The organism is Mesorhizobium bavaricum, from assembly GCF_056781655.1.
In genome coordinates this window covers 3,523,663-3,550,662 of sequence record NZ_CM165566.1, presented here as the reverse complement: position 1 = coordinate 3,550,662, position 27,000 = coordinate 3,523,663, and the positions used below count along the sequence as shown (strand labels likewise).

Sequence of the window (27,000 nt, the reverse complement as noted above, 5' to 3'; positions counted from 1 at the left end):
ATATTTTCCGCTTGCCTGTGGCACAAATGAACCTAGACTCTCAGGCATAGCTCTTTAAGAGGAGGCTATGTCATGGGACTTACAAGGCCAATCAACGCATTGATGATCTGTGCTGCGTTCGCCTTCATCGGAGCCCTCATTATGGGCTTTCTTCCCTGACCCGCCAAGACGGGGAAGACCAGCACCCAATAGTACAACCAATTAAAAGGCCGGGTTTTTGCCCGGCCTTTTTGCATTTCAGACGCTCTTAGGACCTACGCCGCGGCCGACCCGGCCGCCTCGGCTTCGTGTGAGCGGATGCCGATCATGTGGCAGATCGCGAAGACCAGGTCGGCTCGGTTCATCGTGTAGAAATGGAAATCGCCGACCCCGCGCTCGACCAGATCCATGACCTGTTCGGCCGCCACCGCCGACGCCACCAGCGCATGCGTCTGCGGGTCCCGGTCAAGGCCCTCGAACCGCTCCGCCAGCCAGCCGGGCACATGCGCGCCCGCTCTCGCGGAAAAGTTCGCGACCTGCTTGAAACTGTGAACCGGCTGGATGCCCGGCACGATGGGAATGTAGATGCCGGCGCGACGGACGCGCTCGACATAGCGCTCGTAGAGGTCATTGTCGAAGAAGAACTGGGTGATGGCGCGCGTCGCGCCATTGTCGACCTTGCGTTTCAACATCTCGATGTCGGTGGCGAAATCCGGGCTTTGCGGATGCTTTTCCGGATAAGCCGCGACGGAGATGTCGAAATCCGAGATTTTCTTAAGCCCGGCGACCAGTTCCGCGCCATTCTCGTAGCCGCCCGGATGCGGGCGGTAGGGTTCGCCGACACCGGAAGCCGGGTCGCCGCGCAGCGCCACGAATCGGTTGATGCCGATCGACTTGTAATCCTGGATGACCGCGTCGACCTCTTCGCGCGTTGCACCGACGCAGGTCAGATGCGCCGCGGCCGGAATACCGGTTTCCGTCAGGATGCGCTTTACGGTGCGTGCGGTGCGCTCACGCGTCGAGCCGCCGGCGCCATAGGTCACCGAGACGAATTTCGGCTTGAGCGGCTCCAGCCTGGTGACCGTGTCCCACAGCCTTGCCTCCATCTCGTCCGTCTTCGGCGGGAAGAATTCAAAGGAAACCCGGACCTTGTCACCGATGTCGGGGCGGCGGGAAAAGCGGAACTGGTTCATCAGGCAACTTCCCTTATCTGCCTTGTGTCGTTGGAAGGATCGGCGATCAGCAGGCGCCGGTCGCGGCCGAGCCAGAGTTTTACGGTGAGCCTGGCCTCGTTGCCGCCGCGCGGCTCGAACTCCTGGCTGTCTTCGAGATCGAGGCCGGCTTCGGAAAACCAGTCGGCGATCTGCCGGTCTGAAAAGCCGAGCCGCATATGCGCGTGCTCGTCGCGCAGGAATTCCAGCGTGTGCGGTGCGAAGTCGACGATGACCAGTCGCCCGGCCGGGCGCAAAAGTCGCGCCGCCTCGTGGATGGCGCGGGCTGGATCGTCGAGATAGTGCAGCACCTGGTGAATGGTGACGAGATCGAAGGCGTCGCGCTCGACCGGCGGCGCGAAGATGTCGCCCTGCCGCACCTGCGCATTAGACACCCCCGCCTTGTCGAGATTGGCGCGCGCCACGGTCAGCATCTCGCGCGACATGTCGATGCCGACACCGCGCCGGTAGAGCGGCGAGAAGATTTCGAGCAGCCGACCGGTGCCGGTGCCCAGGTCGAGCATCGACTGGAACGGCCGCTTGCCGACCAGCTTGAGCATCGCGGCCTCGACGGCGCGGTCCGGCACATGCAGCGAGCGGATATGGTCCCAGCTTGCCGCATTCACGGAAAAATACTCGGTCGCGCGGTCCTGCCGCTTGCGTTTGACCGAGGCCAGGCGCTCGAGATCGCGCTCGACCTGCGGATCGGCGCCGCGAATGCCGGAAACCAACCCCATGACGAAGTCACGCGCGGAATCCGCGTCCGACAGGCGGAAGAAGGCCCACGACCCTTCCTGGTAGCGGCCGATCAGCCCGGCCTCCAGCAGGAGCTTCAGGTGCCGTGAAACGCGCGGCTGCGACTGGCCGAGAATTTCGGTAAGATCGGAAACGGTGAGGTCGCCGCGCGACAACAGTGCCAATATGCGCAGGCGGCTGGATTCGGCCGCCGCCTTCAATGTGTCCACCATGGTGTCGAGAGAGACATGCATAAGCGTATTCTCTTTGAAAAAGATATAAACATATGTTTATGTCGATTTTCGACACCTTGCAAGCACTATGTCGCTTCCGGACAAGAAAATGCCGCTTGCGTGGCGTTCGGAGAAACCTGGGCCAAATGACCGGACCGCTTGAGATGTTCGAGACGCGCGACGGCGAGCAGAGGTTGGAGAACGATCCGGCGCTGATGCCGCCGCATGGCGGGATCGTCTTCATCGGCCGCATCGCCTCGCCATGGACGACACGAGAGACCTGTCCGAAGAACATGCGCACCGCGCGCGAGACCGGACAACCGGCGGTGCTGACCATCGACGCGCCCTATCGCAGCGGCCTGCAAGGGCTGGAGCGGGCCAGCCACATCATCATCCTGTCGTGGCTGCATCACGCGCCGCGGACTCTGATTGTGCAGAAACCGCGCCATGCGGCTGAAGCCAAAGGCGTATTCGGCCTGCGCTCCCCGGCCCGGCCGAACCCGGTCGGCCTGCATGTGGCCAGGCTCGTCGGGCTCGACAACGGCACCGGTCGCATCGATCTCGATGCCATCGACGTGCTCGACGGCACGCCGGTCATCGACATCAAGCCCTATTTCGCCTCGACCGACGCCTTTGCCGAGGCGACCATCGAAGGGCGCGACGAGCCCAATCGGATTCAGCGATGAAAGCGTCGACCGGACGCCGCCGTGCCATCGCCAAGGCGCTGACAGCACTTCTGCCGCTGGCACCCTATGCCGACATGGAGAAGATCCGTGCGGATGCCGGCTCGGTTCACATGAAAACCCTGCCGCCGACGATTGCCGTGTGGCTGGCGACCATTGCCCACATCCGCCACGTGCACACCGATTACGAAAAGCTGCTGAGCGAAGGCTACGACCGTGACTCGGCGCGTTTCTTCGTCATCGAGCAGACCAACTTGGTGCTCACCCGCTGGCGCGCCACCCGGCTGCTCGACGCCGACGACGAGGAGGAATGAGGCCGTAAGTCCGCTTATTGCCGTATCAGCACGGCGACCGCATTGTAGGGCTGGCCGTCCGCCTGGCCGATCCACGTCCAGGACAGATTTCCCTTGAAAAACCTGACGGTGATATTGCCGCCGTCGATGCACTTGTCCTGACCGTAGGTGATGCTCTCATGGTATTCCGCCGAGGTATCGTCCCTGGACGTCTGCGATAGCGATCCGCCGCAGCCTAGCGACGGATAGTCGATCGACGCGCCGCCATCATTGATCGTCATGGTGATTGACCAGTCGGCGCCAGTGGCTCCGGCCGGGCTTTGATGGCCGCTGCCGACCCAGGTGCCGCTCAACGGCGGCACTTTCACCGCGCAAGGCACGTTCTGGAAGATCGGCGTCAACTCGCTGCCGGTTTTCTCGCAGCGATAGGTCTGGCCGCTCTGGCACAGCTCCTCGCCTTCGCGCGCGCACTGGGCGGCACCGGCTTGGCCGGCGGCGGCGAAAACCATCATGGCTGCGATGACAGTCCCAAACCTGCCCATGTCCCCTCCCGGTCACGCAACATACGGCGATTCCGGTCCAATGTATCGGCCAGATCGTCATCGAGGACGAACAGCGCCGGTCGGCTGGCTCTATACCTTCCGCATCGCGCCGATAGCTTGTTGGTCCCGCCCAGCGCGAGAGGAGGCCTTATGAGCCGGACGATGGCAAGACAGGATGCAAAGCCCCTGCCGACGGTCAGCGAGCGCCACATCGACCCGCATTCCTATCCCGACGGCATCGCCTTCCTCGACGGCCAGTACCTGCCGATGTCGCAAGCGAAGGTCTCGGTGCTGGACTGGGGGTTCCTGCATTCCGACGCCACCTACGACACCGTGCATGTCTGGAATGGCCGCTTCTTCCGCCTCGACCTGCATCTCGACCGCTTTTTCGGCGGGCTGGAAAAGCTGCGCATGACGATCCCCTTCGATCGCGAAGGCGTGACCGAAATCCTGCAGAATTGCGTGGCACTGTCGGGCCATCGCGCCGCCTATGTCGAAATGCTGTGCACGCGTGGTGCCTCGCCAACCTTCAGCCGCGACCCGCGCCAGGCGGTCAACCGCTTCATGGCATTTGCCCTGCCGTTCGGCTCGGTCGCCAATGCAGACCAGTTGCGGCGCGGCCTGCGCGTAGCCGTCAGCGATAAGGTGCGCATTCCACCGGCCTCGATCGACCCGGCGATCAAGAACTACCACTGGCTCGATCTGGTGCGCGGCCTCTACGATGCCTACGACCGCGGCGCTGAAACCGCGCTGATTCTCGATTTCAACGGCAACGTCGCCGAGGGTCCGGGGTTCAACGTCTTCTGCGTCAAGGATGGCGAACTGTCGACGCCGGCCATTGGCGTGCTACCCGGCATCACCCGGCGCACCGTCTTCGATCTCTGCGCCGAATTGGGCCTCGCCGCCGCCCCGACCGATGTCAGCGTCGCCACGCTGCGCGAGGCGGACGAGGTCTTCATCACCTCGACCGCCGGCGGCATCATGCCGGTGACGGAGATCGACGGCGCCCGGATCGCCAACGGCGAGGTCGGTCCGGTCACCAGCCGCCTGATGGCGCTGTATTGGCGAAAGCACGACGACCCGGCATGGTCGAGTCCGGTGCACTATCCCTGATCGGCCGAATTTCTTGTTCTACGGGCGCGGCTTGTTCAAAAAGTTCTTCTCCGCCTCTGGAAAAGCGCAGGATCGTCCGTATATGCCCGAAAGCGGAGAAGCCTCCGCTTTCACCCGAAATCACGCCCGCAGGGGCAAGGACTCCACATCATGACAAACAAGGTTTGGTTCATCACCGGATCGTCTAAGGGCTTTGGCCGCGTCTGGGCCGAGGCGGCACTCGCCCGTGGCGACCACGTCGCGGCGACTGCCCGCGATGCCGGCACACTCGCCGATCTCGTCGAGAAGTACGGCGATAACATTGCCGCGATAAAGCTCGACGTCACCGACAAGAAAGCCGTCGATGCCGCGATCGCCGAGGCGCACAAGCGCTTTGGCCGGCTCGACGTCGTCGTCAACAATGCGGGCTATGGCCATTTCGGCGCCATCGAGGAAGTCAGCGAACAGGAAGCCCGCGACCAGATCGAAACCAATGTGTTCGGCGCTCTCTGGGTCACCCAGGCCGCGCTGCCGATCATGCGGGCGCAGCGTTCCGGCCACATCATCCAGATCTCGTCGATCGGCGGCGTCAATGCCTTTGCTTCGCTCGGCCTCTACCACGCCTCGAAATGGGCGCTGGAGGCATTCAGCCAGTCGCTCGGCATCGAGGTCGCGGAATTCGGCATCCATGTGACGCTGGTCGAGCCGGGCGGTTTCTCAACCGACTGGGCCGGTCCGTCGGCCAAGGTTTCCAAGCCGATCGAGGCTTACGCGCCGGCCCGCGCCAAGATGGCCGAGCGCCGCGCCAATTCGGTCGCCGGCGATCCGGAGGCCACCGGGCCTGCGATGCTGGCCATTGTCGATGCCGCCGAGCCGCCGCTGCGCGTGTTCTTCGGCGATGGCGGCCTGCCGATGATCAAGCAGGAATACGCCAATCGCATCGCCACCTGGGAAAAGTGGGACGACGTTTCCATCATGGCGCAGGGCGCGAAGAAGAACCGCAAGGCTTGAGGCTAGAGCAATTTTAGGAAAAGTGTGAAACGGTTTTCCGTCCGGAATTGCGTCAAAACAAAGAGTTAGAGCGGTTCGCCGTTTCCGTGAAACGGTGAACTGCACTAGTTCGGAAATATCGCTACGCCGCCTCGGCGGCGTAGCCCCTGCGTTCCAATGGGCGAGAGCCTAGCTCTGATAGATCCACTGCTCCGGCACGCGCACGGATATCTCTTCGCCGGCCTTGATCGCTCCGGGCTTTTCAACCCAGGCGACAACGCCGCGCAGCCGCTTCGCGGCTTTCGGGAACAGCAGCGCACCGGCCTCGATGTCGGCCATCCCTGCATGTTCGGCGATCGATCGGCCGGCGATGCGGCAAGGTCCGTTCTGTGCATCGACCTTGATGGTCACACCGTCCTTGAAGAACAGCAGCGTGCCAGCCGGCAGCATGGACAAATGCGGCACCCCTTCGATCACAAGATTGGCGCCGATCCATTCCGGCTTGATCTCGGCCAGGCCCATGCGTTCGGCGACGATGGCCAGTTCATCCGCCGCCACGACGGACAATTGCCGCTCGTTGCGCATTTCGGTGCCGCGCGGATACCAGGGCTCGCGCCCGCCCGAGCGCCGCGTCGCGCCGGCGTGTAAATCGCCTGATATACCGTCGAAGCCCAGCCGCAGCGAGTCGACCGGGCGCGTCTCGAAATGATCCGATGGCGCGACGTAAAGCGCCGCCACCTTGGCGACCAGCTTGCGCGCCGGGATGATTTCGATCGGCTTTTCAGCCTCGGGGAAGAGATCCAACATCGGCTTCATTCCTTGGATGATGCGCCCTGTTTTTGCCCTTCGATCAAGAACGCCGCAAGAGCGGTTTGGGCCAAAGTGCGCAACTCTTCGACCGAAGCGCCGTCCCGCGCCTGGATCGACATGCCGTTCATGACGCCCGCCAGATATTTGGCGAAGGCCTCGACGGAGAGACCTTTCGGCAGGTCGCCCATTGCCCGGCCCTTGGCCAGCCGCTCGGCGATCGCCGCTTCACTTGCCTTGCGATAGGCCTTCAGTTCATCGGCGATGGCTTGCGCCTGCGGCGAGGCTGCCAGCGCACCGCTGACGAACAGGCAGCCACCCGGCTTGCCGGGCCTGGAATAGGCCTCCGCCGCGCCGAGCAGCAACCTCCGGACCGCCTCCCCCGTCGGCACCGGCGCACTCAGCGCGTCCAGCGCAAAGCCGATCTCGGTCTGGTGGTAGCGCGTCAGCGCCTTGCGGAACAAAGTCTCCTTGTCGGTAAAGGCGTTGTAGATCTGAGGCGGCGTCAGCCCCATCGCCTCGCGCAGCATGGCCAGCGATGTCGCCTCATAGCCATGCTCCCAGAACAGATGCATCGCCGCATCCAGTGCCCGGTCGGGATCGAATGCGCGCGGCCGGCCGCCGCGAGGCTTTTCCAAATTATCCATAGTGATCGATACGAAACCTGTTGACTCATCTTCTCCACGTAACGTACCAATCGATACGAAACATGGCAAGCCGGAAGACATAGCCCGCCGGAACACCATGGAAACCAGCGAAAAGGAGAGCCAGATGCCAATCACCGTGACCGCACCCGAAGGCGTACTGACCCCGGCGGGAGAGCACGAGATCGTGCCGCGTCTCAGCGCCGCCCTCATCGAAGCATCCGGTGCCACCGGCAATGCGTTCTTCACCGCGATCGTCGGCGGCACGGTCCACGTCCTGCCGCTGCAGCGCATCTATGCCGGTGGCGCCAATCGACCGGTCGTCATGGTCGAGCTGAAGCTGCCGAACATCGGCCTCGGGTCGATCGAAGCCCGCAATGCCTTCATCACCGCGGCCGCCGGGATTGTCGCCGAGCTCTGCGTGCCGGGCCACCGGCCTGAGAACACTTGGATCAACATCGTCAATGCGCCCGACGGCGGCTGGGGTATCGGTAGCAGGCAATATTCCGGCGAGGCACTTGTCGCCGCAGCAACCGCCGCCGCGCACTGATGTGGCGGTTGCGATGAACATGAGCGAACCGATGCGGCTCTCCCCTTCGCTGTTCTTCACCACCAATTGCGAGCCTGCACTGGCCTTCTACGAACAGTGCGGCCTTGGCCGGGCAACGATCCTGCTGCGCTGGGGCGACAACACCATGCCGGTGCGAACCGAAATCATGCGCGGAAAGGTGTTGCATGCGCGGTTCGAAGGTCCAGGCGTGCTGTTTCATGCCTCGGACAATGATGACGCGGAGCCGATGAAAGGCTCCGCCCTTTGTCTGGAATTCGCGAGCCTGCCGGCGATGCGGCAGCTTTTCACCCGCATGGCCGCAGGCGGCCGGATCACCGTGCCCCTGGCGCGGCAAGTTTGGGGAACCAGCTTTGGCATGCTGGTCGACGCCTTCGGCGTGCAGTGGATGTTCAGCTGCACCAATGAATGAGGGCGCGGATCACGATCTTCTTACCTGAAACGGAGCCCGTCCCACGTCTCACCGGATTGCTGACGCGCCGCGGTGGCGTCATGGTGCATCGGGACCAAGTCTGCGGAGGTTCTCATGCATCCCGGGACGGCAATCGCGAAGCTTTGGTTGATCTGGGCGGTGACCTGGGCCGCCGCAGCCCTGTGGGCCGACCCTGCCCAGAAACGCGCCGGCTTCAGGGTGGAGGCTCGCTATCGGGTTCTCTGGCTGGTCGGCGCGGTGTTGCTGTTCATCCCCGCGCATGGTTATGAAGGCCGCCTCAGGTTGTGGATACCGAACCTCGCCGAGGCATGGATCTGTGTAGCCCTGACCGCCATCGGCATCGCCTTTGCCTGGTGGGCGCGCCTGCATCTCGGCAGGCTGTGGTCGGGCACCATCACCGCCAAGGCCGGGCACCACGTTGTTGACACCGGCCCGTATGGGTTGGTCCGGCATCCGATCTACACCGGACTGCTGCTGGCGATCCTGGCCACCATGGTGGCCAAGGGTACGGTCTGGGGCATTGCCGGAACCGCGGTGCTCATCATCGGCATCGTGACGAAGGCAAGACTGGAAGAAAGCTTCCTGCGCGGCGAACTGGGCAGCGCCTATGACGACTATGCCAGGCGGGTGCCGATGCTGGTGCCGTTCGCGCCAGCCTGACACGGCAGATAAACGCCAGCTTAGTTTGAATTTCTTGCCACACTGCTTTGCTCGAAGTGTTCGACGGCGCCATCGATTTGAACCCAATCATGTTTCGACTGCTCGAAAACCGATCTGACGGGGGGCGGGTATCTAGGGTCTGCCAGCGCGCCAACCGCAACGCCGATCATCGACGGCAGCTTGTCGGCTTTCCAACAGACCGTCGATCCGCAGTTTGGACAAAAGTAGGTGTGGACCTTGCCGCCGCTAGCTGTATCACGGGTGAACTCTTTTGCGGTTCCAGAAATGGCCACCGCATCGACCGGATAAAAAGCGCCGACGCCAAAGGGCGCGCCGGTTCGCCGTTGGCACTCAAGACAATGACAGGCGACCACCAGTTTTGATGGTCCTGGAAGCGTCAGTGCGAAAGCGCCGCAATTGCATCGGGCATCAATCATTGGAAAATCCTCCGTTTTCTGAAGCGAGATCGTTTTCTGAAGCGAGATCGTGTTGATTTCAAACTGAGACGCGCCCCAACACAGGGTGTTGGGTTCAGGTCAGGCTGAGCGGGAATGCGAGACGGGCGCGAAGGACCGGGCTGGGCGGATTTCGAGAACCCGAACGAAAGGCTTGGGTACATGAGTACCGCAGGCGCAGGCCGCCGCTATTTGCAGGCTGGCGTCACCCGAATATCGAATGCCCTACAGCATTCGCAGAAGCGCGCCACCTATGGAATACCCCGCGCCAAACGCGCAGATCAAGCCAAAATCGCCGGGTTTCATGTCGGCATGGTTCTCCGACAGGGCGACGATGGCGCCGGCGCCCGCCGTGTTGCCCAGTCGTTCCAGCACCATCGGCGCGCGGTCGTGGTCGACCTCGTGGCCGAATGACAGTTTCAGGATCATGGCATTCATGCGCGCATTGGCCTGATGCAGCCAGAAGCGCCGCACCGCCTGCGGCGTCAGCCCGTGCTCGGCGAGGAACTCGACGATGAACTTCTGGCCGGCGACTGTGACTTCCTTGAACACCTTGTTGCCGACCTGCTTGATCAGATTGCCCTCCAGGTTGATCATGTAGGGATCGTCCTGGGCGGTGCGGGTGTGGTAGCCTAGGTTGGTGCGGATGTTGTTCGACATTTGCGTCCAGATGCGTGTGTCCAGCACCTCGAAACGCCCCGGCCGTTTGTCGCCCTGGGCAAGCCCCTCCACCACCATCGACACGGAAGCGTCGCCGAAGATGAAATGCGTCTGCCGGTCGCGGAAATTGAGATGGCCGGTGATGATTTCTGGCGTCGTCACCAGAATGCGCTTGTGCGCACCCGAGCGCACCAAATTGACCGCCATATGCAGGGCCGCCGCGGCGGACGAACAACCAAGCCCCATGTCGAAGCCGGCGCCCTTTGTGCCCAGCACCGCCTGCATTTCGATGGCGATCGCCGGGTACGGCCGCTGGTGATGCGAGGCCGAGCAGATCACCAGATCGATGTCGGACGGCTTGAGCCCGGCATGGTCGAGAGCTTTTCGCGCCGAGGCGATGCCGAACTCGGCCTCCAGCGACAGCGCGTCGTCGGGCCGCGCAGGAATGCGCGGCGTCATGCGGGTCGGGTCCAGAATGCCTTCGCGCTCGATCACATGGCGGGTGCGCACGCCCGAGGCGTGGACGATGAAGTCACTGTCTGATTTCGCCAGCGGCGGATCGTCGGTACCCTGGCGGCGGGCATTCTCCATGTCGACCCAGGCATTGAAGCTGGCGACCAGTTCTTCGTTGGTGATCGTGGGTTCGGGGATCTCAACGCCAATGCCGCTGATGATGACGCGATGCATGTCCAGTCCGTCCCATCCGCAGGCGTTGCGGGCTTCATGTGGGCGCCGGAACGCTCCGGCGCAATAACTTTTCTCACCGAGGCGGTTTACGCCGACTTAAGCCCGACTTCACCAGGCGCACAGCTTGGTGTTTGTCTGCGGATTGTTCCAGCAGGCGCCGTCATCACGGCTTCGCACGAACTGCCCCGGCAGCGGCACGTTGCGGCGACCGAGATTGACATAGCCATAGGCAAAGCCCGGTCCGTCGATCTCCAGGACATAGGTCGGATAGCCCGGCGCCGAGATGCGGAAGCTGCCCGCGTCATCGATCGCGCGATAGCCGCACGGGAAATAGCCGTCATCGCTGGTGAAGCAACGTGCCCGCTTGGCCTCCGCCGAGATCGAGAACGCCAGAAGTGCCGCTGCGCTCACGCCGCCGCCGAAAAGCACCTTTTTCAGTGTCATCGTCCACCCCTGCCACGCGGGCCATCGCGATCCAACGTGATGAAATGCGCATGGCGGCGAAACCGGGTCAAGCGGCCGCAATTGGCGTATCGCAACGTGGACAATCAAGCCCGCTTGGCGACGATGAAGATGCGCGGAAAGCGCAAAAGCACCTTGCCGTTCGCCGTCCTGGGATAGGCCTTGGCGACCTTGGCCGTGTAGCTGTCGAGGAACATTTTGCGCTCGTCCGCCTCAAGCGGATCGAGGAACGGTTTCAACCCGGTCGATTTCACCCATTCAACGATCGCCTCGGCGTCGGCAAGCGGGTGGTTGTAGATGGTGTGCCAGATGTCCAGCCGATCGCTGAACGGCGACAGCAGGTCATAGTAGAATGACACCGGCGGCAGCGGCCCGCGCGCCGCGCCCTTGATCTTTTCAGCAAACGGCATTTCGGCCGAGGTCTCTCGCATCAGGCGGTGCGAGTCCTCGCCCATATTGTCGGGCATCTGGATGGCCAGCGCGCCACCTGGGGCGAGAAAACCCATCAGCCGCTGGAAGACCGCCGGATGCTCGGGCAGCCACTGGAACACCGCATTGGCGAAGATCACGTCGACCGGCTCGGCCGGCTGCCATTCGGAGGCATCCGCCAGGTCGAAGTTGAGATCCGGCAGCCGCGCCCTCGCCTTCTCGATCATGTCGGGCGAGGTGTCGAAGCCGCTGACCTCAGCATTCGGCCAGCGCTCGACAAGCAGCTCGGTCGAGTTGCCCGGCCCGCAGCCGATGTCGACGACCCGGCGCGGGAAATCCACCGGCACCTGTGCTGCGAGATCCCGCGCCGGTCGCGTGCGCTCGTCTTCGAATTTCAGATATTGGGCGGCGGACCAATCAGCCATTTGAACTCCTCACACAGTTGAGAATTCGCCGCCCCGGTTAGTCCCTTACCGCGTCAGCCTCTTGTAGGTCATGCGGTGCGGGTTGACGGCATCCGGCCCGAGGCGGCGGATCTTGTCCTGCTCGTAATCCTCGAAATTGCCCTCGAACCATTCGACATGGCTGTCGCCCTCGAAGGCGAGGATGTGCGTCGCCAGGCGATCGAGGAACATACGATCGTGCGAGATGATGACCGCGCAGCCACCAAAATTTTCCAGCGCGTCTTCGAGCGCCGCCAGCGTTTCCGTATCCAGATCGTTGGTCGGCTCGTCAAGCAGCAGCACGTTGCCGCCGGTCTTCAGCATCTTGGCCAGGTGCACGCGGTTGCGCTGGCCGCCGGACAGATTGCCGACTTTCTGCTGCTGGTCGCCGCCACGGAAGTTGAACGAGGCGCAATAGGCACGCGTGTTGGCCTCGAACTTGCCGAGCTTGACCACTTCGGCGCCGCCGGAAATCTCTTCCCACACTGTCTTTGACGGATCGAGCGCATCGCGGCTCTGGTCGACATAGCCGAGCTTGACCGTTTCGCCGACGCGGACAGAGCCCGCATCCGGCTTTTCCTGGCCGGTGATCATGCGGAACAGCGTCGTCTTGCCGGCGCCGTTCGGGCCGATGACGCCGACGATGCCGCCGGGTGGCAGCTTGAATTCCAGGCCGTCGATCAGCAGCGTGTCGCCAAAGCCCTTCGACAGGCCTTCGGCCTCGATCACCACATTGCCGAGCCGCTCGCCATGCGGAATGACGATCTGCGTATCGCTCGGACGCCGCTTGTCGGCGGCATCCAGCAGATCTTGGAACGCCTGGATACGCGCCTTGGACTTGGTCTGGCGGGCTTTCGGGCTGGACTGGATCCACTCGCGCTCGCGGCCGATGGCGCGCTGGCGGGCGTCATCCTCGCGGCCTTCCTGCTTGAGCCGCTTGGCCTTGGCTTCGAGGTATTTGGTGTAGTTGCCCTCATAGGGAATGCCGCGGCCGCGGTCGAGTTCGAGGATCCAGCCGGTGACATTGTCGAGGAAGTAGCGATCGTGGGTGATGATCATCACCGCGCCCGGATAGGCGCGCAGATGCTTTTCCAGCCACGCCGTGGTTTCGGCGTCGAGATGGTTAGTCGGTTCGTCGAGCAGCAGCAAGTCGGGTTGACGCAGCAGCAGTTGGCAAAGCGCCACGCGGCGGCGCTCGCCGCCCGACAGCTTGGTGACGTCGGCTTCCTTGGGCGGGCAGCCCAGCGCTTCCATCGCCATCTCGACCTGCTGTTCGAGGTCCCACAGGTTCAGCCGGTCCATCTCGTCCTGGAGCTTGGCCGACTCGTCGGCCGTCTCGTCGGAATAGTTCATCATCAATTCGTTGTAGCGTTCGATGACGGCGGTCTTGGCGGCAACGCCTTCCATGATGTTCTCGAACACGGTCTTGGCCGGGTCGAGCGCCGGCTCCTGTGCCAGGTAGCCGACGGTAGCGCCTTCGGCCAGCCACGCCTCGCCGTTCCACTCCTTGTCGAGCCCGGCCATGATCTTGAGGATCGTCGACTTGCCCGAACCGTTGGGGCCGAGGATGCCGATCTTGGCATCCGGATAGAAGGACAGATGGATGTTCTCGAGCACCTTCTTGGTGCCATAGGCCTTGTTGAGGCCGGCCATGTGATAGATGAACTGGCGTGCCACGCGCGCTTTCCCTGAAAAACTGACTGGCCCAGAGAAACTGACTGGATTTGTCAAATTGAATGGAGGTTGGCCGCTATGTAGGCGATGCGGCGGCGAACGGCAATCGCTTTTGCCTCATCTAGCCGGCCACACGCGGAAGTGTCCGCCAACCGCTGAAGTTTTCCACCGGCCGCGGGGCGCGATGAAAGCTCCGTTAACCCTTCCGCGTCAAAACAGGATCGGGGTGGAATCGCTGGTTTGTCGCGATTCCACGAGAAGAGATCGGATCGGACGGCGTTGCTGAACAGTTTCCTGCTCCTTGCCGAGGCGGTCGTCTACTTCAGCGTCATGGTGACGCTCTTCCGGATCAGGAAGCGCACTGGCCTCGGCGTCTTCGTCTGTGCGCTCGGCGTCATGCACTTTCTCGAGACCTACCTCGCCAGCGTCTTTTACGTCGCCTTGCCGTTCGGCATGGTCTCGCCCGGCTCGGCCGTGCTGTTTTCGGGCAAGCTGGTGATGCTTTTGCTGCTCTACATGAAAGAGGATGCCGCCACCGTCCGCCAGCCGATCTATGGCCTGCTGCTCGGCAATGCGCTGATGATCGGGCTGGTGCTGCTGTTGCGCCTGCACGCCATCGCGCCGCTTCCCGACGGCAGGCTCCCCGACATCGGCTTCATCGACCAGATGGGCTGGCTGATGGTCTGGGGTACGACGCTGCTGTTCGTCGACGCCATCCTGATCATACTCCTTTATGAAAAGCTCGGGCGTCGTCTGCGCAAGGCACAGTTCGCGCGCATCCTGATTTCGGTCGCCTGCGTGCTCACCTTCGACCAGGTGGGGTTCTTCACCGCGCTGCATTTCGTTGCCGGCGCGCCGATCGCGGTGTTCTTCGGCGGCTGGTTCGCCAAGATGGCCGCCGCGCTGATCTTCAGCACCATGCTCGTGGCCTATCTCAGATGGTTCGAGGAACGCCAGATCGCGGTGCCGCGCGGACTGACCGACATCTTCGACACGCTGACCTATCGCGAACGCTACGAAGCGCTGGTCGAACATGTCGGCCGGGACGGCCTGACCGGTCTGCTGCACAGGGGTCGCTTCGACAGCGATGGAGAAGCCGCGGTTCAGGTCAGCCTGCGCACGGCCAGGCCGCTCAGCCTGCTGATCATCGATGTCGACCATTTCAAGTCGATCAACGACCGGTTCGGCCATGCCGAAGGCGACAAGGTGTTGAAAGCGGTTGCAGCCCTGCTCGGCGATGCGGCAAGCGCCGAAGACCAGGTGTTCCGGATCGGCGGCGAGGAATTCGCCATCCTCAGTTCGCGTCCGCACTCGGTGGCCAGGCTGTTTGGCGAAAGCATCCGCCACGCCGTCAAGGCCTCCGCCAACACCAGCCGCTTCGAGCTGACCGTCAGCGCCGGCGTGTCCAGCGTCAGCGAAACGACGCGCTGCCTTGCCGATCTGTTCGCGCTTGCCGACCAGCGCCTCTACAAGGCGAAGTCGACCGGGCGCGACCGCGTCGTCGGCGAGCCGGGCGGCCACGAGGCCGACACTTCCGTCGCATGGACCCAATCCGCTCGAATCTAGAGCACGGTCCCGAAAGTGGAGCCGGTTTTCGGATAAGATCGTGCTGCTCAAGCTATGTGACGCTTACGGCGACTTCTTCTGCCGCCGAATGCCCGCCACCGTGGAAACCGCCATCAAGGCGATCGCCAGCCATTTCAGCGCGGTGATGATCGGCCCGGCTTCGATGTCGTAGGCAGAGCAGTCGGGTGTCTGCGTTCCGCCAGCGCCTACTGGAATCCGATCGCGTCCACGGTGCCGGTCGGGCAGCCGGCCTTGTTGGTCGGGACCGAAGCCAGCAGCAGGTTCTTGAGCGAGCTGTTGGGGCCGATCGGGCCGGCAAGGCCGAGCGTCAGTTCGCCGATCAGCCGCCTGCCGCTCGACGGATCGATGACGCAGGAGACGCGCACCCGGTCTCCTGCCCCGGCGCCAAAGGCGCTGTCGAAGGCGCCACGGATCTGGTCCGCCGTCAGTTTCCCACCAATGTTCTTGGCAAAGAGATCCCGCACCGGCGAGCCGTTCACCGCACGCATCAGATTGAGCGCATCGGAGAAATAGTCTTGCTGGCTCTTGCCGTAGCAGGTGCCGTGCTTGATCCACTCATGCCGTTCGAGATGGGAGGCTGTCCCTGGCATCACCTGATCAAGTTCCGTGCGGGTGTCGGCATCCAGGTTGACCGGCGGCAGGTCCTTCCAATGGGTCGGATTGTCATTGGCCTTGTCGGCTGCAGTCGCCTGGCAATAGAAATTGCCGTTCGGCTGCGGCCACAGGCCGTGCAAGGTGAAATGCGTGGCGTCGAAATCGCCAGCGCTCTGTGACTTGCATTCGGTCTTGCTCGACTTGGTCTCGCAGAAGGCCGGCTGCCAGCTCAGCGCGAAGACGTATTCGGGTTTTCCCGACGCCGCCGGCTTGCCTTGTCCGCCAGGCGCTGCCGGCACTGTCACGGCGCTGCTGCCGGAGACATGGCCGCAGGTGACCTTCACCCAGCGGCGCTCCGGATCGGCGCCGGGCACCAGGATGAGGTAATGCGTCGGCGCATCCTTGTTGCCAGCAAGCAGCTGATAGCTCTGTCCGGCATCGGTCGAGACATTGCCGGGGTTCTTGCCGTTCTTGATCGCTTGCGTTGCCGGACAGGCCGCATCGGCAACGAAGGTGCCGCTCATCTTGACGTCGGCATGCGCAGCATTGGCCAGCGACGCCGCCAGCATGGCCAATCCGAAAACAACAGCAATGCGCATAGGGAATCCCCGTTGAGGAAGTGGGCGACAGACTGAAGCCGTCTCCATGTCAGAATTGCGATATTTTGCTGGCCAAACGCAAGAAACATCGTCGCCGAAAATCTGCAGGAGCGGATTGACGCAAAACCGACGCCGGCGCAAACAAAGCCGGCGCCACGGTGGCAGCCAGAGCCTGGAGACCGAGCGGCATGTCATTCAGCCAGCAGCGTGTGGTTACCTCGCCGACCGGTGCCGATCTCAATCTTTTCGTCAGGCAGGCCGATGGCCGGGCACGTGCCGTCGTCCAGATCAATCACGGGCTGGCCGAGCATGCCGCGCGCTATGCCCGATTCGCCGATTTTCTCGGGCCACGCGGCTTCCATGTCTATGTCCACGACCATCGTGGCCACGGCGAGACCAAGGCCCCCGATGCGCCGCTCGGGAGATTCGCCGACAGGGACGGCGCAGCCAAGGTGATCGCCGATGTCGACGCCATTCATGATCTCATCGCCAGCGAACAGCCGAACCTGCCGGTCATCCTTTTCGGCCATTCGATGGGTGCGTCCGTGGCGCTGAACTTCCTGTTGACGCACTCGCCACGGGTTCATGGGGCCGCGATCTGGAACGGCAATTTCTCGCAAGGCCTGCTCGGACAACTGGCCCTGGGCATCCTTGGCTGGGAAAGGATGCGGCTGGGCTCGGATGTCCCCTCGCGCCTGTTGCCGAAACTTACCTTCCAGGCCTGGGGCAAGGCGGTGCCCAATCACCGCACGCTTTTCGACTGGCTGTCGCGCGACGCGGCGGAAGTGGCGAAATACATCGCCGATCCGCTCTGCGGCTGGGATGCCTCGGTGTCGATGTGGCGCGACGTCGTCGGCATGGCGCTGAACGGCGGCAAGGATGCTGGCTTTGCCGGCATCAGGCACAACCTCCCCGTCAGCATCGTCGGCGGTGAGAAAGACCCCGCATCGGATTACGGCAAAGGGATCACCCACCTTGCCAATCGCATGCGCAAGATGGGCTTTTCGAATCTCGTTTCAAAGGTTTACGCCGACACCCGCCACGAAAGCCTGAACGAGGTGAACCGCGACATCATCATGGTCGATTTCGCGGCCTGGGCCGAAACCGTGCTGAAGCGATGAAGGCTTGGCCCAGCGCAAGGGCCGTGACAGCAGCGCAAGGTGTTGATAGTGCATGACGCCCCGAAAGTGTGCAGCGGTTTTGGGATAACGACATGCACAACAGAAAATCCGCTGCGGTTCCGACCAATTCTGGTGATTTATGGCCGAACCCCCGCTGAAAGGCGTCCGCGTCGTCGAACTCGCCCGCATCCTTGCCGGGCCTTGGGCCGGGCAATTGCTTGCCGATCTCGGCGCCGACGTCATCAAGGTCGAAAGCCCCGATGGCGGCGACGACACCCGCAAATGGGGCCCGCCCTTCGTCATCGGCAAGGACGGCGAGAACCTGTCGGCCGCCTACTACCATTCCTGCAATCGCGGCAAGCGCTCCATCGCCATCGATTTCTCGACGCCGGAGGGCGCCGGGACCGTGCGCCGGCTGGTCGCGACTTCGGATGTGCTGATCGAGAACTTCAAGCTCGGCGGCCTCAAGAAATACGGCCTCGATTTCGACAGCCTGAAGAAAATCAACCCTCGCCTCGTCTATTGCTCGATCACCGGCTTCGGCCAGGACGGGCCCTACGCGCCACGCGCCGGCTATGATTTCATCATCCAGGCCATGGCCGGCATGATGTCGATCACCGGCGAGGTCGGCCGAGAACCGCAAAAAGCCGGCGTCGCCATCTCCGATATCTTCACCGGCCTTTATTCGGTTATCGCCATCCAGGCGGCGCTGCGCCATGCCGAACAGACCGGCGAAGGTCAGCACATCGACATGGCGCTCTTCGACACCCAGATCTCGGCACTCGGCAACCAGAACCTGAACTATCTCGTCTCCGGCAAGTCACCGGTGCAGATGGGCAATGCGCATATGAACATCGCGCCTTACGAGGTGGTGCCGGTCAGGGATGGCCACATCATCCTGGCGGTCGGCAATGACGGCCAGTTCGCCAAATTCTGTGCCGCAGTCGGATTGGACGAATTGCCCGCAAACCCCGATTTCGCCACCAATCCTGCCCGGGTCGCCAACCGGGTCAAGCTGCGCGAACACATGATCGAGGCCCTGAAGATTTTTGATCGCGACCCGCTGCTGGCAAGGCTGGAAGCGGCCAGCGTGCCGGCGAGCCCGATCAACACGATCGGCCAGATGTTTGCCGACCCGCAGACAATCGCCCGCGGCATGCGGCTCGACCTCGACGACAGCCATGGCAATCTTCTGCCATCGGTGCGCGCGCCGATGGTGATGTCCGGCACGCCACTCGTCTATGGGCGTCCCTCGCCGCGCCTGGGCGAGCACACCGAAGAAATCCTTGCCGAACTGGAGAAGTCTGGACAATGAAGACCGGCGGACAACTGATCGTCGACGCGCTCGAAGCCAACGGCACCGACCGCATCTATTGCGTGCCCGGCGAATCCTACCTCGCGGTGCTCGACGCGCTGCACGATTCAGCGATCCGCACCATCGTCTGCCGCCAGGAAGGCGGCGCCGCCATGATGGCTGATTGCCACGGCCGCCTGACCGGCAAGCCCGGCATCTGCTTCGTCACCCGCGGCCCCGGCGCCACCAACGCCTCGGCCGGCATCCACATCGCCATGCAGGATTCGATACCTGTGATCCTGTTCATCGGCCAGGTCGCCAGCCACGCCAAGGAGCGCGAGGCCTTCCAGGAGGTGGACTACAAGCGGTTTTTCGGCGACATCGCCAAATGGGTGGTCGAGATCGATGACGCCTCGCGCATCCCGGAATTCGTCACCCGCGCCTTCGCGGTGGCGACATCGGGCCGTCCGGGCCCGGTGGTCATCTCGCTGCCGGAAGACATGCTGACCAGTATCGTCGAAGCGCCCGCTGCCTTGCCGCACACAGCGGTCGAAACCCGGCCAGGCGAAGCCGAACTCGACGCGCTGCAGGAATTGCTGGCCAAGGCCAAGCGGCCGTTCGTCATACTCGGCGGCACGCGCTGGGACGCCGGGGCCGTGGCGCGGATGCGCTCGATCGCCGAGGCGTGGTCGCTGCCGGTCGGCTGTTCCTTCCGCCGCCAGATGCTTTTCGACCACCTGCATCCGAACTATGCCGGCGACGTCGGCATTGGCATCAATCCGAAGCTGGCCACAGTGATCAAGCAGGCCGATCTCGTGCTGCTGATCGGCGGCCGCATGGGCGAAATGCCGTCGTCCGACTATACGCTCTTGAAAAGCCCCTACCCCGACCAGACGCTGGTCCATATCCACGCCGACGCCAGCGAGCTCGGCCGCGTCTACCGGCCAACATTGGCGATCAACGCCTCGCCGGTCGCCTTTGTCGAAGCTTTCGCCAAGCGCAAGCCGGCCTCAGCGCCGACCTGGGCAGCAGAGACGCCAAAGCTGCATGCTGCCTATCTCGATTGGTCGACGCCGCCGGAAAGCGGCCCCGGCCCGGTCCAGATGGGGCCGATCATGAACTATCTCGAAAAGATGTTGCCCGACGACGCCATCCTCACCAACGGCGCCGGCAATTACGCCACTTGGGTGCACCGCTTCCACCGCTTCCGCCGCTTCGCCACGCAGGCAGCACCGACGTCAGGCTCGATGGGCTACGGCACCCCTGCCGCGGTCGCCGCCAAAGAGCTGTTTCCGGAGCGCACCGTGGTTGCCTTCGCCGGCGACGGCTGCTTCCTGATGAATGGGCAGGAGTTCGCCACCGCCGTCCAGTACGACCTGCCGATCGTCGTCGTCGTCGTCAACAACGGTATCTACGGCACCATCCGCATGCATCAGGAGCGCGAATATCCTGGCCGCGTCGTCGCCACCGATCTCAAGAACCCCGACTTCGCGGCCTTGGCTCGCGCCTATGGCGGCCACGGCGAGACGGTCGAGAAGACCGCGGACTTCGCCCCGGCCTTCGAACGTGCCCGCGCCAGCGGCAAGCCGGCGATCGTCGAGGTCAGGCTCGACCCGGAAGCAATCACGCCGACCCGGACGATGACCCAGATACGCGACAAGGCATGATCGAACAAAAAAGGGGCAGTCGCCCGCCCCTTTTGTCCGAAACGGCTTGCGCTATTTCGCGGTCTCGATCTGGCCGCGGATTTCGCCGTCCTTGTTGGCCGCCGTGTGGACGTTGACATAGTCCTTGCCGGCGATCAGGTCGGCGGCCTGCGCGTCGGTCAGGACAGCAGAACCCTTGATGGGGCTCTTCAACTTGCCTTTGAACGGGATCGCCACTCCGGCGTTTTCACCAATCGCGGCCGGGCCGTGAATGTGCCCGGCGGTGGCTGGCCCGCTCAGCCCGGAATATTTGACGTTCCAGCTGAGCTTCTTCGTCGCCGTGTCGAAGGTGAGAGCGGCCGTGCCCTTGCCTTTCGTGGTGACCGGCGGGTTCTGCTGGCCCCCGTCGAGCGTCGCTTTCAGCTTCACCGTCTCGGCCAGGGCCGGCGATGCCATGAGGAAGGACGCCGAGATGGCCAGGGCCGAAAGCATTGGTGCCAAGGATTGGATACGCATGAGACTCTCCGTTTGCTGGATGACATCCTCCACGGCTCCCCGGCGCGCGGATGTATCGACAGAACGCTTACAGGCGTGGATGGCTCCACGCGAGTAACGCTTACGTGCAAACAGTCGGACCGCGATGTCCCGGTCGTTCGAAGGGCGGTGTCAGACCGCAGCCAGCGCCTGCGTCAGGTCGGCGATCAGATCGTCTGGATGTTCGACGCCGATCGACAGCCTGACCGTGGTCTCCAACACCCCGATGCGCTGGCGCACGTCGAAGGGAATGCCCGAATGGGTCATGGCCGCCGGATGGCTGGCCAGCGATTCCGTTCCGCCGAGACTCACCGCCAGCTTGAAGATTTGCAGGCCGTTGAGAAAGGCGAAGGCCGCCTTCTCGCCACCCCGTATGTCGAAGGAGAATGTCGACCCGGCGCCAGTGCATTGTGCCCGGTAGGCACGGCCCGCCGGCGTGTCCTCGCCCAGGAACGGCAAATAATGCACCTTCTCGACCTTGGCATGATCGCGCAGGAATTCGGCGACCATGCGCGCATTGTCGTTCGCCCGCTCCATGCGGATCGACAGCGTCTCCAGCGAGCGGCCCAGCATCCAGCAGGAATGCGGGTCGAGCTGCGTGCCGATCGCGCCGCGCAAAGCTTTGATCGGCTTGGTGACTGCCTTGCTCCCCATGGCGGCACCCGCGATCAGGTCGGAATGGCCGCCAACATATTTGGTCAGCGAATAGACGGACACATCGGCGCCATGTTCGATGGGCCTCTGGAATACCGGTCCGAGCAGCGTGTTGTCGCAGACGACAATCGGCGTCGACCCTTGGCCAGTGCCAATCTCGTCGGCGATCCTGCGCATCAGCGCGATGTCGACCAGGCTGTTCGTCGGATTTGACGGCGTCTCGATCAGGATGACCGAGACACGGCCCTTCGCGACTGCGGCGTCGGCCGCTGCGCGCATCGCCGTCTCGTCGACGCCATCCGCGAAGCCGACAGCACCGATGCCGAAGCCGGACAGCGTGCGCGTCAAAAGCGTCTCGGTACCGCCATAGAGTGGCTGCGAATGCAGGATGACGTCGCCCGGCCGGGCATAGGCGAGCAGTGTCGTCGCGATCGCCGACATGCCGGATGAAAACAGGATGCAGGCATCCGTCCCCTCATAGATCGCCAGCCGGTCCTCGACGATTTCGCTGTTGGGATGGTTGAAGCGCGAATAGACCAGACCTGACGCAGTGCCGCTCGGCGGCTCCTTGCGGCCGGAAGTGTAGTCGAAGAAGTCGCGTCCCTCTTCCGCCGACTTGAACACGAAGGTTGAGGTCAGGAACACCGGCGGCTTGACCGCGCCCTCCGAAAGCTGCGGATCGAAGCCATAGCTCAGCATCAGCGTCTCCGGGTGGAGCTTGTGGTTGCCGATATGGGTTTTCGACGGGCGCGGTGCGGGCATGGTTTTTTCCTGCTTTTCGAGGAGTGTTGCGTGGCAATTTATGCGATCCTCTTCGGCCAGTCCTTGCTATTTTTGGGCTTGCATGGCTGCATCTTCGCAACAAATTGCCTGGAGCGACCGAAAGTGCAGCAGAAGATAGCCGATGATTTCGACCGCAGGATCCTGCGTGAACTGCAGGCCGACGCCCGCATCACCAACAACGAACTTGCCGAGCGCATCGGCCTGTCGCCGTCGCCCTGCCTGAGGCGCGTGCGGCGGCTGGAGGAAACCGGCGTTATCAGAGGCTATACCACCCTGGTCGACCCCGCCGCCTTCGGCTGGAGCATGGTCGCCATTGCCACCGTCCGGCTCAGCCGCCAGAACGAGGACGAGATCGTCATGTTCGAGGACGCGATCCGCGGTTGGGAAGAGGTGCTGGAATGCCACCTCGTCACCGGTTCGCGCGACTATGTGCTGAAGGTGGTGACAGGCAGCCTCGAACAGTATGAGCGCTTCATCAAGGAAAAGATCGCGCGGCTCAAATGCGTTGCCTCGATCGAAACCAGCTTCGTCATGAACACCATAAAGGAACGGCGCCTTTGACACATGCCAAAGGCGCCGCGCATGAGATCAAGACGTCACTGACTAGGCTTTACTTGACCGCCTTGTCGGTGATGGCGGTGGTGTAGGCGCCGGTGGGCTCCTTGGTGATGATCTTCTGGTCGAGCAGCGCCTTGGCGGTACGCTCGTAGGTCGCCGGGTCGAGCTTGCCGTCGGCATTGTCGACCAGCTTGGCGACTTCGCTCATCATCCGCTTCTGGTGGTTCTCGTCCTGGCCGCCACCGTCCATGACGATGCCTGCGGCTTCGTCATTGTTGTCGACGGCATACTTCCAGCCCTTCATCGAAGCGCGCACGAAACGCACCATTTTGTCCTCGAAGGCTGGATCCTTGAGCTTGTCTTCCGACGCATAGAGCCCGTCCTCGAGCAGGTCGTTGCCCATCGCCGAATAGTTGAACACGGTCAGCTGTTCCGGCTTGTAGCCGGCGTCGATCAGCTGCCAGTACTCGTTGTAGGTCATGACCGAGATGCAATCCGCCTGCTTCTGGATCAGCGGCTGCACATCGAAGCTCTGCTTGAGCACGGTGACGCCGTCCGGGCCGCCATCGGTCTTCAGGCCGAGCTTGTTCATCCAGGCGTAGAACGGATATTCGTTGCCGAAGAACCAGACGCCGAGCGTGTGGCCCTTGAAGTCGGCCTCGGTCTTGATCGGGCCGTCCTTGGGGCAGACCAGCTCCATGCCGGCCTTCTTGAACGGCTGGGCGATGTTGACCAGCGGGACGCCCTTTTCGCGGGCGGCCAGCGCGCCGCCCATCCAGTCGACGATGACATCGGCGCCGCCGCCGGCGATCACCTGCTCGGGCGCAATGTCGGGACCGCCCGGCTTGATGTCGACGTCGAGACCCTCGGCCTCGTAGAAACCCTTGGCCTTGGCGACATAGTAGCCGGCAAACTGGGCCTGCGTGACCCATTTCAGCTGCAACGTCACCTTGTCGGCTGCCATTGCCTGAAATGCGGCAAGCGACATCGCGCCGGCCAGAACGGGAATAATCAGTCTTTTCATCTTTTTACCCTCTGAAGTTAGTACCCTTAAACCCACCGCCCTATCCACCACGGACAGAGGGATGCCAAAACGTGACGGCTCTTTCGATAAGAGCGACCACGCCATAAAAGACCGAACCCGCAAGTGCTGCAACTGCGATTTCGGCCCAGACCATGTCGATGTTCATCCGCCCGACCTCGGTCGAGATCCGGAAGCCCATGCCGACGACGGGCGTGCCGAAGAACTCGGCGACGATGGCGCCGATCAGCGCCAGCGTCGAGTTGATCTTCAGCGCGTTGAAGATGAAGGGCGCTGCTGCCGGCAGCCTGAGCTTAAGCAGCGTCTGCCAGTAGCCCGACGCATAGGTGCGCATCAGGTCTCGCTCCATATGGCCGGAGGCGGCGAGCCCGGCGACCGTGTTCACCAGCATCGGAAAGAAGGTCATGATGATGACGACGGCCGCCTTGGACTGCCAGTCGAAGCCGAACCACATGACCATGATCGGCGCCACGCCGATGATCGGCAGCGCCGAGACCATGTTGCCGATCGGCAGCAGTCCGCGGCGCAGGAACGGCACGCGATCGGCGAGCACGGCGGTGATGAAGCCGGCGCCGCTGCCCACCACATAGCCGAAAATCACCGCCTTGAAGATGGTCTGCCGGACATCCGCGGCGAGCACCGGCAGCGAACTGGCGATACGGACTCCGATGGCACTCGGCGGCGGCAAAAGGATGAAGGGAATGCCGGCGCCGCGCGTCACCGCCTCCCAGATGATCAGGATCCAGGCACCGAAGATGGCCGGGATGATCAGGCGCAACGCAGTCCGGGCCCAATTTGCCATCGGGCGAAGTCCTGACAGGACAGCGACGCAGCGCCAGCCGAGCAGCCATGCGGCGGCCAGCAGCAGGAAATATGGCGCCAGTGCGGTGCCTTCGAAGCCGGATATGCCTGAAATCAGCAGCCGGGCAACGAAGTGGGCGCCGACAAACAGCACAACCGCTTCCGCAAGGGGTGGAATCCTGGTCATCGAGACCAGCGCCGCCAGCAAAGTCAGGCCGAACATCAGGCCCTTCGTTCCGAGATAGGGGTAGTTGAAGCTGGCCGCCGGCTCGGCAAGCGCTGCCGCTTCCGGCTTCGACATCGCGCCGAGCGCCACCGCGATCAGGCACAGCACGATGGCCAGCACCGCTTGCCAGGAGGGTTTCAGCCAGTTCATGCCGGCCTCCCGCCCATGGCGCGGTCGACGATGCGCCCGGCAATGCCGACCACCATGACCAGAAGTGCTGCCACCACTGAACCGGCAACAAGCGCCGACCAGATGTCGATGGACTGGCTGTAATAGGCGCCTGCCAAAAGCTTGGCGCCGATTCCGGCGACCGCACCTGTCGGCAGTTCGCCGACGATGGCGCCGACGAGGCTTGCCGCCACCGCAACCTTCATCGAGGTGAACAGAAACGGCACCGCGGCCGGTACGCGCAATTTCCAAAAGGTCTGCGAGGCGCTGGCATTGTAGGTGTGCATCAGGTCGAGATGCATGATCTCGGGCGAGCGCAGGCCCTTCACCATGCCGACCGTCACCGGGAAGAACGACAGATAGGTCGAGATCATCGCCTTCGGGATGAGGCCGGTGATGCCGATTGCCGCCAGCACGACGATGATCATCGGCGCCACTGCCAGGATGGGAATGGTCTGCGAGGCGATGATCCACGGCATCAGGCTGCGGTCGAGCGTCGCCACATGCACGATGCCGACAGCGATGATGATGCCAAGCGCCGTGCCGAAAGCAAAGCCGAGCAGCGTCGATGACAGCGTCACCCAGGCGTTGTAGACGAGGCTACGGTTCGAGGTGATGGGGCGCAGAAAAGTGTTTTCGAAGAAGTTCACCGCCACCTGGTGCGGCGCCGGCAGTGTCGGCTTCGGTTGTGACAATGTCTTGCCGATGAACTCGCTCAAGCCGGGCGTTTCCCCAGCGCGGCGGTCGAGATCGCGCTGGAACGGCGTGTTGAGGATGACGGCCATGACATACCAGAGGACGACCAGGCCCGCGAGGATCGAGGTTACCGGAATGAGCTTGTCGCGGAAGCTGTCCATCTAGCGCACCGCCTCAATCTTCATAGCTGTGCCCTGCGTGCAGACCATCGCGGACGCGCGCGGCGATCGCCAGGAATTCCGGCGTCTCGCGGATGTGGAGCGGCCGCTCCTTCGGCAGCGTCGACTCGATGACATCGCTGACGCGACCCGGGCGTGGCGACATGACAACGATGCGCGTCGAAAGATAGACGGCTTCGGGAATGGAGTGGGTGACGAAGCAGATGGTCTTGTTTGTGCGTCCCCACAGTTCCAGCAATTGCTTGTTGAGGTGGTCGCGCACGATCTCGTCCAGCGCGCCGAACGGCTCGTCCATCAACAGCAGGTCGGCGTCGAAAGCCAACGCGCGGGCAATCGAGGCGCGCTGCTGCATGCCACCCGAAAGCTGCCAGGGATATTTCTTCTCGAAGCCGCTGAGGTTGACGAGGTCGAGCGTGCGCTTGATCCGCTCCGCCTGTTCCGCCTTGGACAGCCCCATGATCTCCAGCGGCAGCCCGACATTGCGCTCGATGGTGCGCCACGGAAACAGCGCCGCAGCCTGGAAGACATAGCCATAGGCGCGTTTCTCGCGCGCCTGTTCGGGCGTCATGCCGTTGACCGAAATCGTCCCCGAGGTCGGCTTTTCCAGATCGGCGATGACGCGCAGCAAGGTGGTCTTGCCGCAGCCCGATGGCCCGATGAAGGAAACGAACTCCCCCTTGCCGATGGTCAGGTCGACATTGGTCAGCGCCTGCACCGGTCCGTCATTGGTCTGGAAGGTCAGTTCGAGTTTGCTTGCCGCAACGACGGCTGGCGAAATCCCTGTCATCGGCTGCAGCCTGCCCGTTGCCGCCACCGGGGCACCGGCTGGAATCCGATT

The 27,000-nt window shown here is 63.1% G+C and carries 30 protein-coding genes; 13 read left to right on the top strand and 17 right to left on the bottom strand.

What is annotated here, in order from left to right; translation table 11 throughout:
• Positions 1–254 precede the first annotated feature (254 nt).
• Together metF and AC1RZR_RS17415 are read right to left on the bottom strand one after the other, a co-directional pair.
• The gene (gene metF, locus AC1RZR_RS17420) at positions 255–1,172 is read right to left on the bottom strand and encodes a methylenetetrahydrofolate reductase [NAD(P)H] (RefSeq protein ID WP_378915394.1); all 918 of its coding nucleotides are present in this window, start codon (positions 1,170–1,172) and stop codon (positions 255–257) included.
• A complete protein-coding gene (locus AC1RZR_RS17415) occupies positions 1,172–2,179 on the bottom strand; it encodes an ArsR/SmtB family transcription factor (protein WP_477274530.1) in 1,008 nt (335 codons plus the stop codon). Before AC1RZR_RS17415 ends, metF begins: the two co-directional genes overlap by 1 nt.
• A 125-nt stretch (positions 2,180–2,304) precedes the next feature.
• Between AC1RZR_RS17415 and tsaA the strand changes: the two genes are divergently transcribed.
• A complete protein-coding gene (gene tsaA, locus AC1RZR_RS17410; RefSeq protein WP_481825404.1) occupies positions 2,305–2,844 on the top strand; it encodes a tRNA (N6-threonylcarbamoyladenosine(37)-N6)-methyltransferase TrmO in 540 nt (179 codons plus the stop codon).
• A complete protein-coding gene (locus AC1RZR_RS17405; RefSeq protein WP_481825403.1) occupies positions 2,841–3,155 on the top strand; it encodes a DUF2293 domain-containing protein in 315 nt (104 codons plus the stop codon). The genes tsaA and AC1RZR_RS17405 overlap by 4 nt, the downstream gene beginning before the upstream one ends.
• Positions 3,156–3,169: 14 nt before the next feature.
• On the opposite strand, the gene AC1RZR_RS17400 is transcribed toward AC1RZR_RS17405, so the two are convergent.
• Positions 3,170–3,676 (bottom strand): hypothetical protein, encoded by a 507-nt coding sequence (locus AC1RZR_RS17400; protein WP_481825402.1) that lies wholly within the window; start codon positions 3,674–3,676, stop codon positions 3,170–3,172.
• A 150-nt stretch (positions 3,677–3,826) separates the two neighbouring features.
• On the opposite strand from AC1RZR_RS17400, the gene AC1RZR_RS17395 reads away from it, so the two are divergent.
• Together AC1RZR_RS17395 and AC1RZR_RS17390 are read left to right on the top strand one after the other, a co-directional pair.
• Positions 3,827–4,789 carry a D-amino acid aminotransferase gene (locus AC1RZR_RS17395; protein WP_481825401.1) on the top strand — a complete coding sequence of 321 codons (963 nt, stop codon included), beginning with the start codon at positions 3,827–3,829 and terminating at the stop codon, positions 4,787–4,789.
• Between the two features lie 150 nt (positions 4,790–4,939).
• On the top strand, positions 4,940–5,779 hold the full coding sequence (locus AC1RZR_RS17390) for an SDR family oxidoreductase (protein ID WP_481825400.1): 840 nt from the start codon (positions 4,940–4,942) through the stop codon (positions 5,777–5,779).
• Positions 5,780–5,947: 168 nt separating this feature from the next.
• Here AC1RZR_RS17390 and AC1RZR_RS17385 read toward each other — a convergent pair whose 3' ends face one another.
• Complete coding sequence (locus AC1RZR_RS17385; RefSeq protein ID WP_477274518.1) at positions 5,948–6,565, bottom strand: MOSC domain-containing protein; 618 nt, start codon at positions 6,563–6,565, stop codon at positions 5,948–5,950.
• Positions 6,566–6,570: 5 nt separating this feature from the next.
• Entirely contained in the window at positions 6,571–7,212 is a 642-nt protein-coding gene (locus tag AC1RZR_RS17380) for a TetR/AcrR family transcriptional regulator (protein WP_481825399.1), read from the bottom strand.
• Positions 7,213–7,336: 124 nt separating this feature from the next.
• Between AC1RZR_RS17380 and AC1RZR_RS17375 the strand changes: the two genes are divergently transcribed.
• From AC1RZR_RS17375 to AC1RZR_RS17365, 3 genes are all read left to right on the top strand, one after another.
• Positions 7,337–7,759 (top strand): tautomerase family protein, encoded by a 423-nt coding sequence (locus AC1RZR_RS17375; RefSeq protein WP_481825398.1) that lies wholly within the window; start codon positions 7,337–7,339, stop codon positions 7,757–7,759.
• A gap of 31 nt (positions 7,760–7,790) precedes the next feature.
• Positions 7,791–8,189 carry a VOC family protein gene (locus tag AC1RZR_RS17370; RefSeq protein WP_481829077.1) on the top strand — a complete coding sequence of 133 codons (399 nt, stop codon included), beginning with the start codon at positions 7,791–7,793 and terminating at the stop codon, positions 8,187–8,189.
• A gap of 114 nt (positions 8,190–8,303) precedes the next feature.
• Positions 8,304–8,870: a methyltransferase family protein gene (locus tag AC1RZR_RS17365; RefSeq protein WP_481825397.1), complete on the top strand. Its 567-nt coding sequence runs from the start codon at positions 8,304–8,306 to the stop codon at positions 8,868–8,870.
• A 20-nt stretch (positions 8,871–8,890) separates the two neighbouring features.
• On the opposite strand, the gene AC1RZR_RS17360 is transcribed toward AC1RZR_RS17365, so the two are convergent.
• The 5 genes from AC1RZR_RS17360 to ettA all read right to left on the bottom strand — a co-directional run bounded on the left by AC1RZR_RS17360 (position 8,891) and on the right by ettA (position 13,683).
• Entirely contained in the window at positions 8,891–9,307 is a 417-nt protein-coding gene (locus AC1RZR_RS17360; RefSeq protein ID WP_477274509.1) for a GFA family protein, read from the bottom strand.
• Positions 9,308–9,550: 243 nt separating this feature from the next.
• Positions 9,551–10,672, bottom strand: coding sequence for a beta-ketoacyl-ACP synthase III (locus AC1RZR_RS17355; protein WP_481825396.1), 1,122 nt, complete (start codon positions 10,670–10,672; stop codon positions 9,551–9,553).
• Between the two features lie 108 nt (positions 10,673–10,780).
• Entirely contained in the window at positions 10,781–11,116 is a 336-nt protein-coding gene (locus tag AC1RZR_RS17350; protein ID WP_481825395.1) for a hypothetical protein, read from the bottom strand.
• Positions 11,117–11,220: 104 nt separating this feature from the next.
• Positions 11,221–11,988 carry a trans-aconitate 2-methyltransferase gene (gene tam / locus AC1RZR_RS17345; protein WP_481825394.1) on the bottom strand — a complete coding sequence of 256 codons (768 nt, stop codon included), beginning with the start codon at positions 11,986–11,988 and terminating at the stop codon, positions 11,221–11,223.
• Between the two features lie 45 nt (positions 11,989–12,033).
• The gene (ettA, locus tag AC1RZR_RS17340) at positions 12,034–13,683 is read right to left on the bottom strand and encodes an energy-dependent translational throttle protein EttA (protein ID WP_477274501.1); all 1,650 of its coding nucleotides are present in this window, start codon (positions 13,681–13,683) and stop codon (positions 12,034–12,036) included.
• Between the two features lie 276 nt (positions 13,684–13,959).
• On the opposite strand from ettA, the gene AC1RZR_RS17335 reads away from it, so the two are divergent.
• Both AC1RZR_RS17335 and AC1RZR_RS17330 read left to right on the top strand, forming a co-directional pair.
• Positions 13,960–15,246, top strand: a complete 1,287-nt coding sequence (locus AC1RZR_RS17335; RefSeq protein WP_481825393.1) for a GGDEF domain-containing protein — start codon at positions 13,960–13,962, stop codon at positions 15,244–15,246.
• A 40-nt stretch (positions 15,247–15,286) separates the two neighbouring features.
• A complete protein-coding gene (locus AC1RZR_RS17330) occupies positions 15,287–15,418 on the top strand; it encodes a hypothetical protein (protein ID WP_481825392.1) in 132 nt (43 codons plus the stop codon).
• A 34-nt stretch (positions 15,419–15,452) separates the two neighbouring features.
• On the opposite strand, the gene AC1RZR_RS17325 is transcribed toward AC1RZR_RS17330, so the two are convergent.
• Complete coding sequence (locus AC1RZR_RS17325) at positions 15,453–16,460, bottom strand: ribonuclease T2 family protein (RefSeq protein ID WP_481825391.1); 1,008 nt, start codon at positions 16,458–16,460, stop codon at positions 15,453–15,455.
• A gap of 188 nt (positions 16,461–16,648) precedes the next feature.
• Between AC1RZR_RS17325 and AC1RZR_RS17320 the strand changes: the two genes are divergently transcribed.
• From AC1RZR_RS17320 to AC1RZR_RS17310, 3 genes are all read left to right on the top strand, one after another.
• Positions 16,649–17,581, top strand: coding sequence for an alpha/beta fold hydrolase (locus tag AC1RZR_RS17320; protein ID WP_481825390.1), 933 nt, complete (start codon positions 16,649–16,651; stop codon positions 17,579–17,581).
• A gap of 139 nt (positions 17,582–17,720) precedes the next feature.
• Positions 17,721–18,896: a CaiB/BaiF CoA transferase family protein gene (locus tag AC1RZR_RS17315; RefSeq protein ID WP_481825389.1), complete on the top strand. Its 1,176-nt coding sequence runs from the start codon at positions 17,721–17,723 to the stop codon at positions 18,894–18,896.
• The gene (locus AC1RZR_RS17310) at positions 18,893–20,542 is read left to right on the top strand and encodes a thiamine pyrophosphate-binding protein (RefSeq protein WP_481825388.1); all 1,650 of its coding nucleotides are present in this window, start codon (positions 18,893–18,895) and stop codon (positions 20,540–20,542) included. The genes AC1RZR_RS17315 and AC1RZR_RS17310 overlap by 4 nt, the downstream gene beginning before the upstream one ends.
• A 51-nt stretch (positions 20,543–20,593) precedes the next feature.
• Here AC1RZR_RS17310 and AC1RZR_RS17305 read toward each other — a convergent pair whose 3' ends face one another.
• Both AC1RZR_RS17305 and AC1RZR_RS17300 read right to left on the bottom strand, forming a co-directional pair.
• On the bottom strand, positions 20,594–21,037 hold the full coding sequence (locus AC1RZR_RS17305) for a CHRD domain-containing protein (RefSeq protein ID WP_481825387.1): 444 nt from the start codon (positions 21,035–21,037) through the stop codon (positions 20,594–20,596).
• Between the two features lie 150 nt (positions 21,038–21,187).
• Positions 21,188–22,471, bottom strand: coding sequence for a cystathionine gamma-synthase family protein (locus AC1RZR_RS17300; RefSeq protein WP_481825386.1), 1,284 nt, complete (start codon positions 22,469–22,471; stop codon positions 21,188–21,190).
• A 123-nt stretch (positions 22,472–22,594) separates the two neighbouring features.
• Here AC1RZR_RS17300 and AC1RZR_RS17295 point away from each other — a divergent pair, with 123 nt between their 5' ends.
• The gene (locus AC1RZR_RS17295; RefSeq protein ID WP_481825385.1) at positions 22,595–23,053 is read left to right on the top strand and encodes an Lrp/AsnC family transcriptional regulator; all 459 of its coding nucleotides are present in this window, start codon (positions 22,595–22,597) and stop codon (positions 23,051–23,053) included.
• Between the two features lie 49 nt (positions 23,054–23,102).
• Here the strand turns inward: AC1RZR_RS17295 and AC1RZR_RS17290 are convergent, their stop codons facing one another.
• Genes AC1RZR_RS17290 through AC1RZR_RS17275 form a run of 4 tightly spaced genes read right to left on the bottom strand, consistent with a single transcriptional unit; the run spans position 23,103 to position 26,949 of the window.
• Positions 23,103–24,074, bottom strand: a complete 972-nt coding sequence (locus tag AC1RZR_RS17290; protein WP_477274482.1) for an ABC transporter substrate-binding protein — start codon at positions 24,072–24,074, stop codon at positions 23,103–23,105.
• Positions 24,075–24,114: 40 nt separating this feature from the next.
• A complete protein-coding gene (locus tag AC1RZR_RS17285) occupies positions 24,115–25,269 on the bottom strand; it encodes an ABC transporter permease (protein WP_481825384.1) in 1,155 nt (384 codons plus the stop codon).
• Positions 25,266–26,144: an ABC transporter permease gene (locus tag AC1RZR_RS17280; RefSeq protein ID WP_481825383.1), complete on the bottom strand. Its 879-nt coding sequence runs from the start codon at positions 26,142–26,144 to the stop codon at positions 25,266–25,268. The genes AC1RZR_RS17285 and AC1RZR_RS17280 overlap by 4 nt, the downstream gene beginning before the upstream one ends.
• 13 nt (positions 26,145–26,157) lie before the next feature.
• Positions 26,158–26,949, bottom strand: a complete 792-nt coding sequence (locus AC1RZR_RS17275; RefSeq protein WP_477274476.1) for an ABC transporter ATP-binding protein — start codon at positions 26,947–26,949, stop codon at positions 26,158–26,160.
• Between the last annotated feature and the right edge of the window lie 51 nt (positions 26,950–27,000).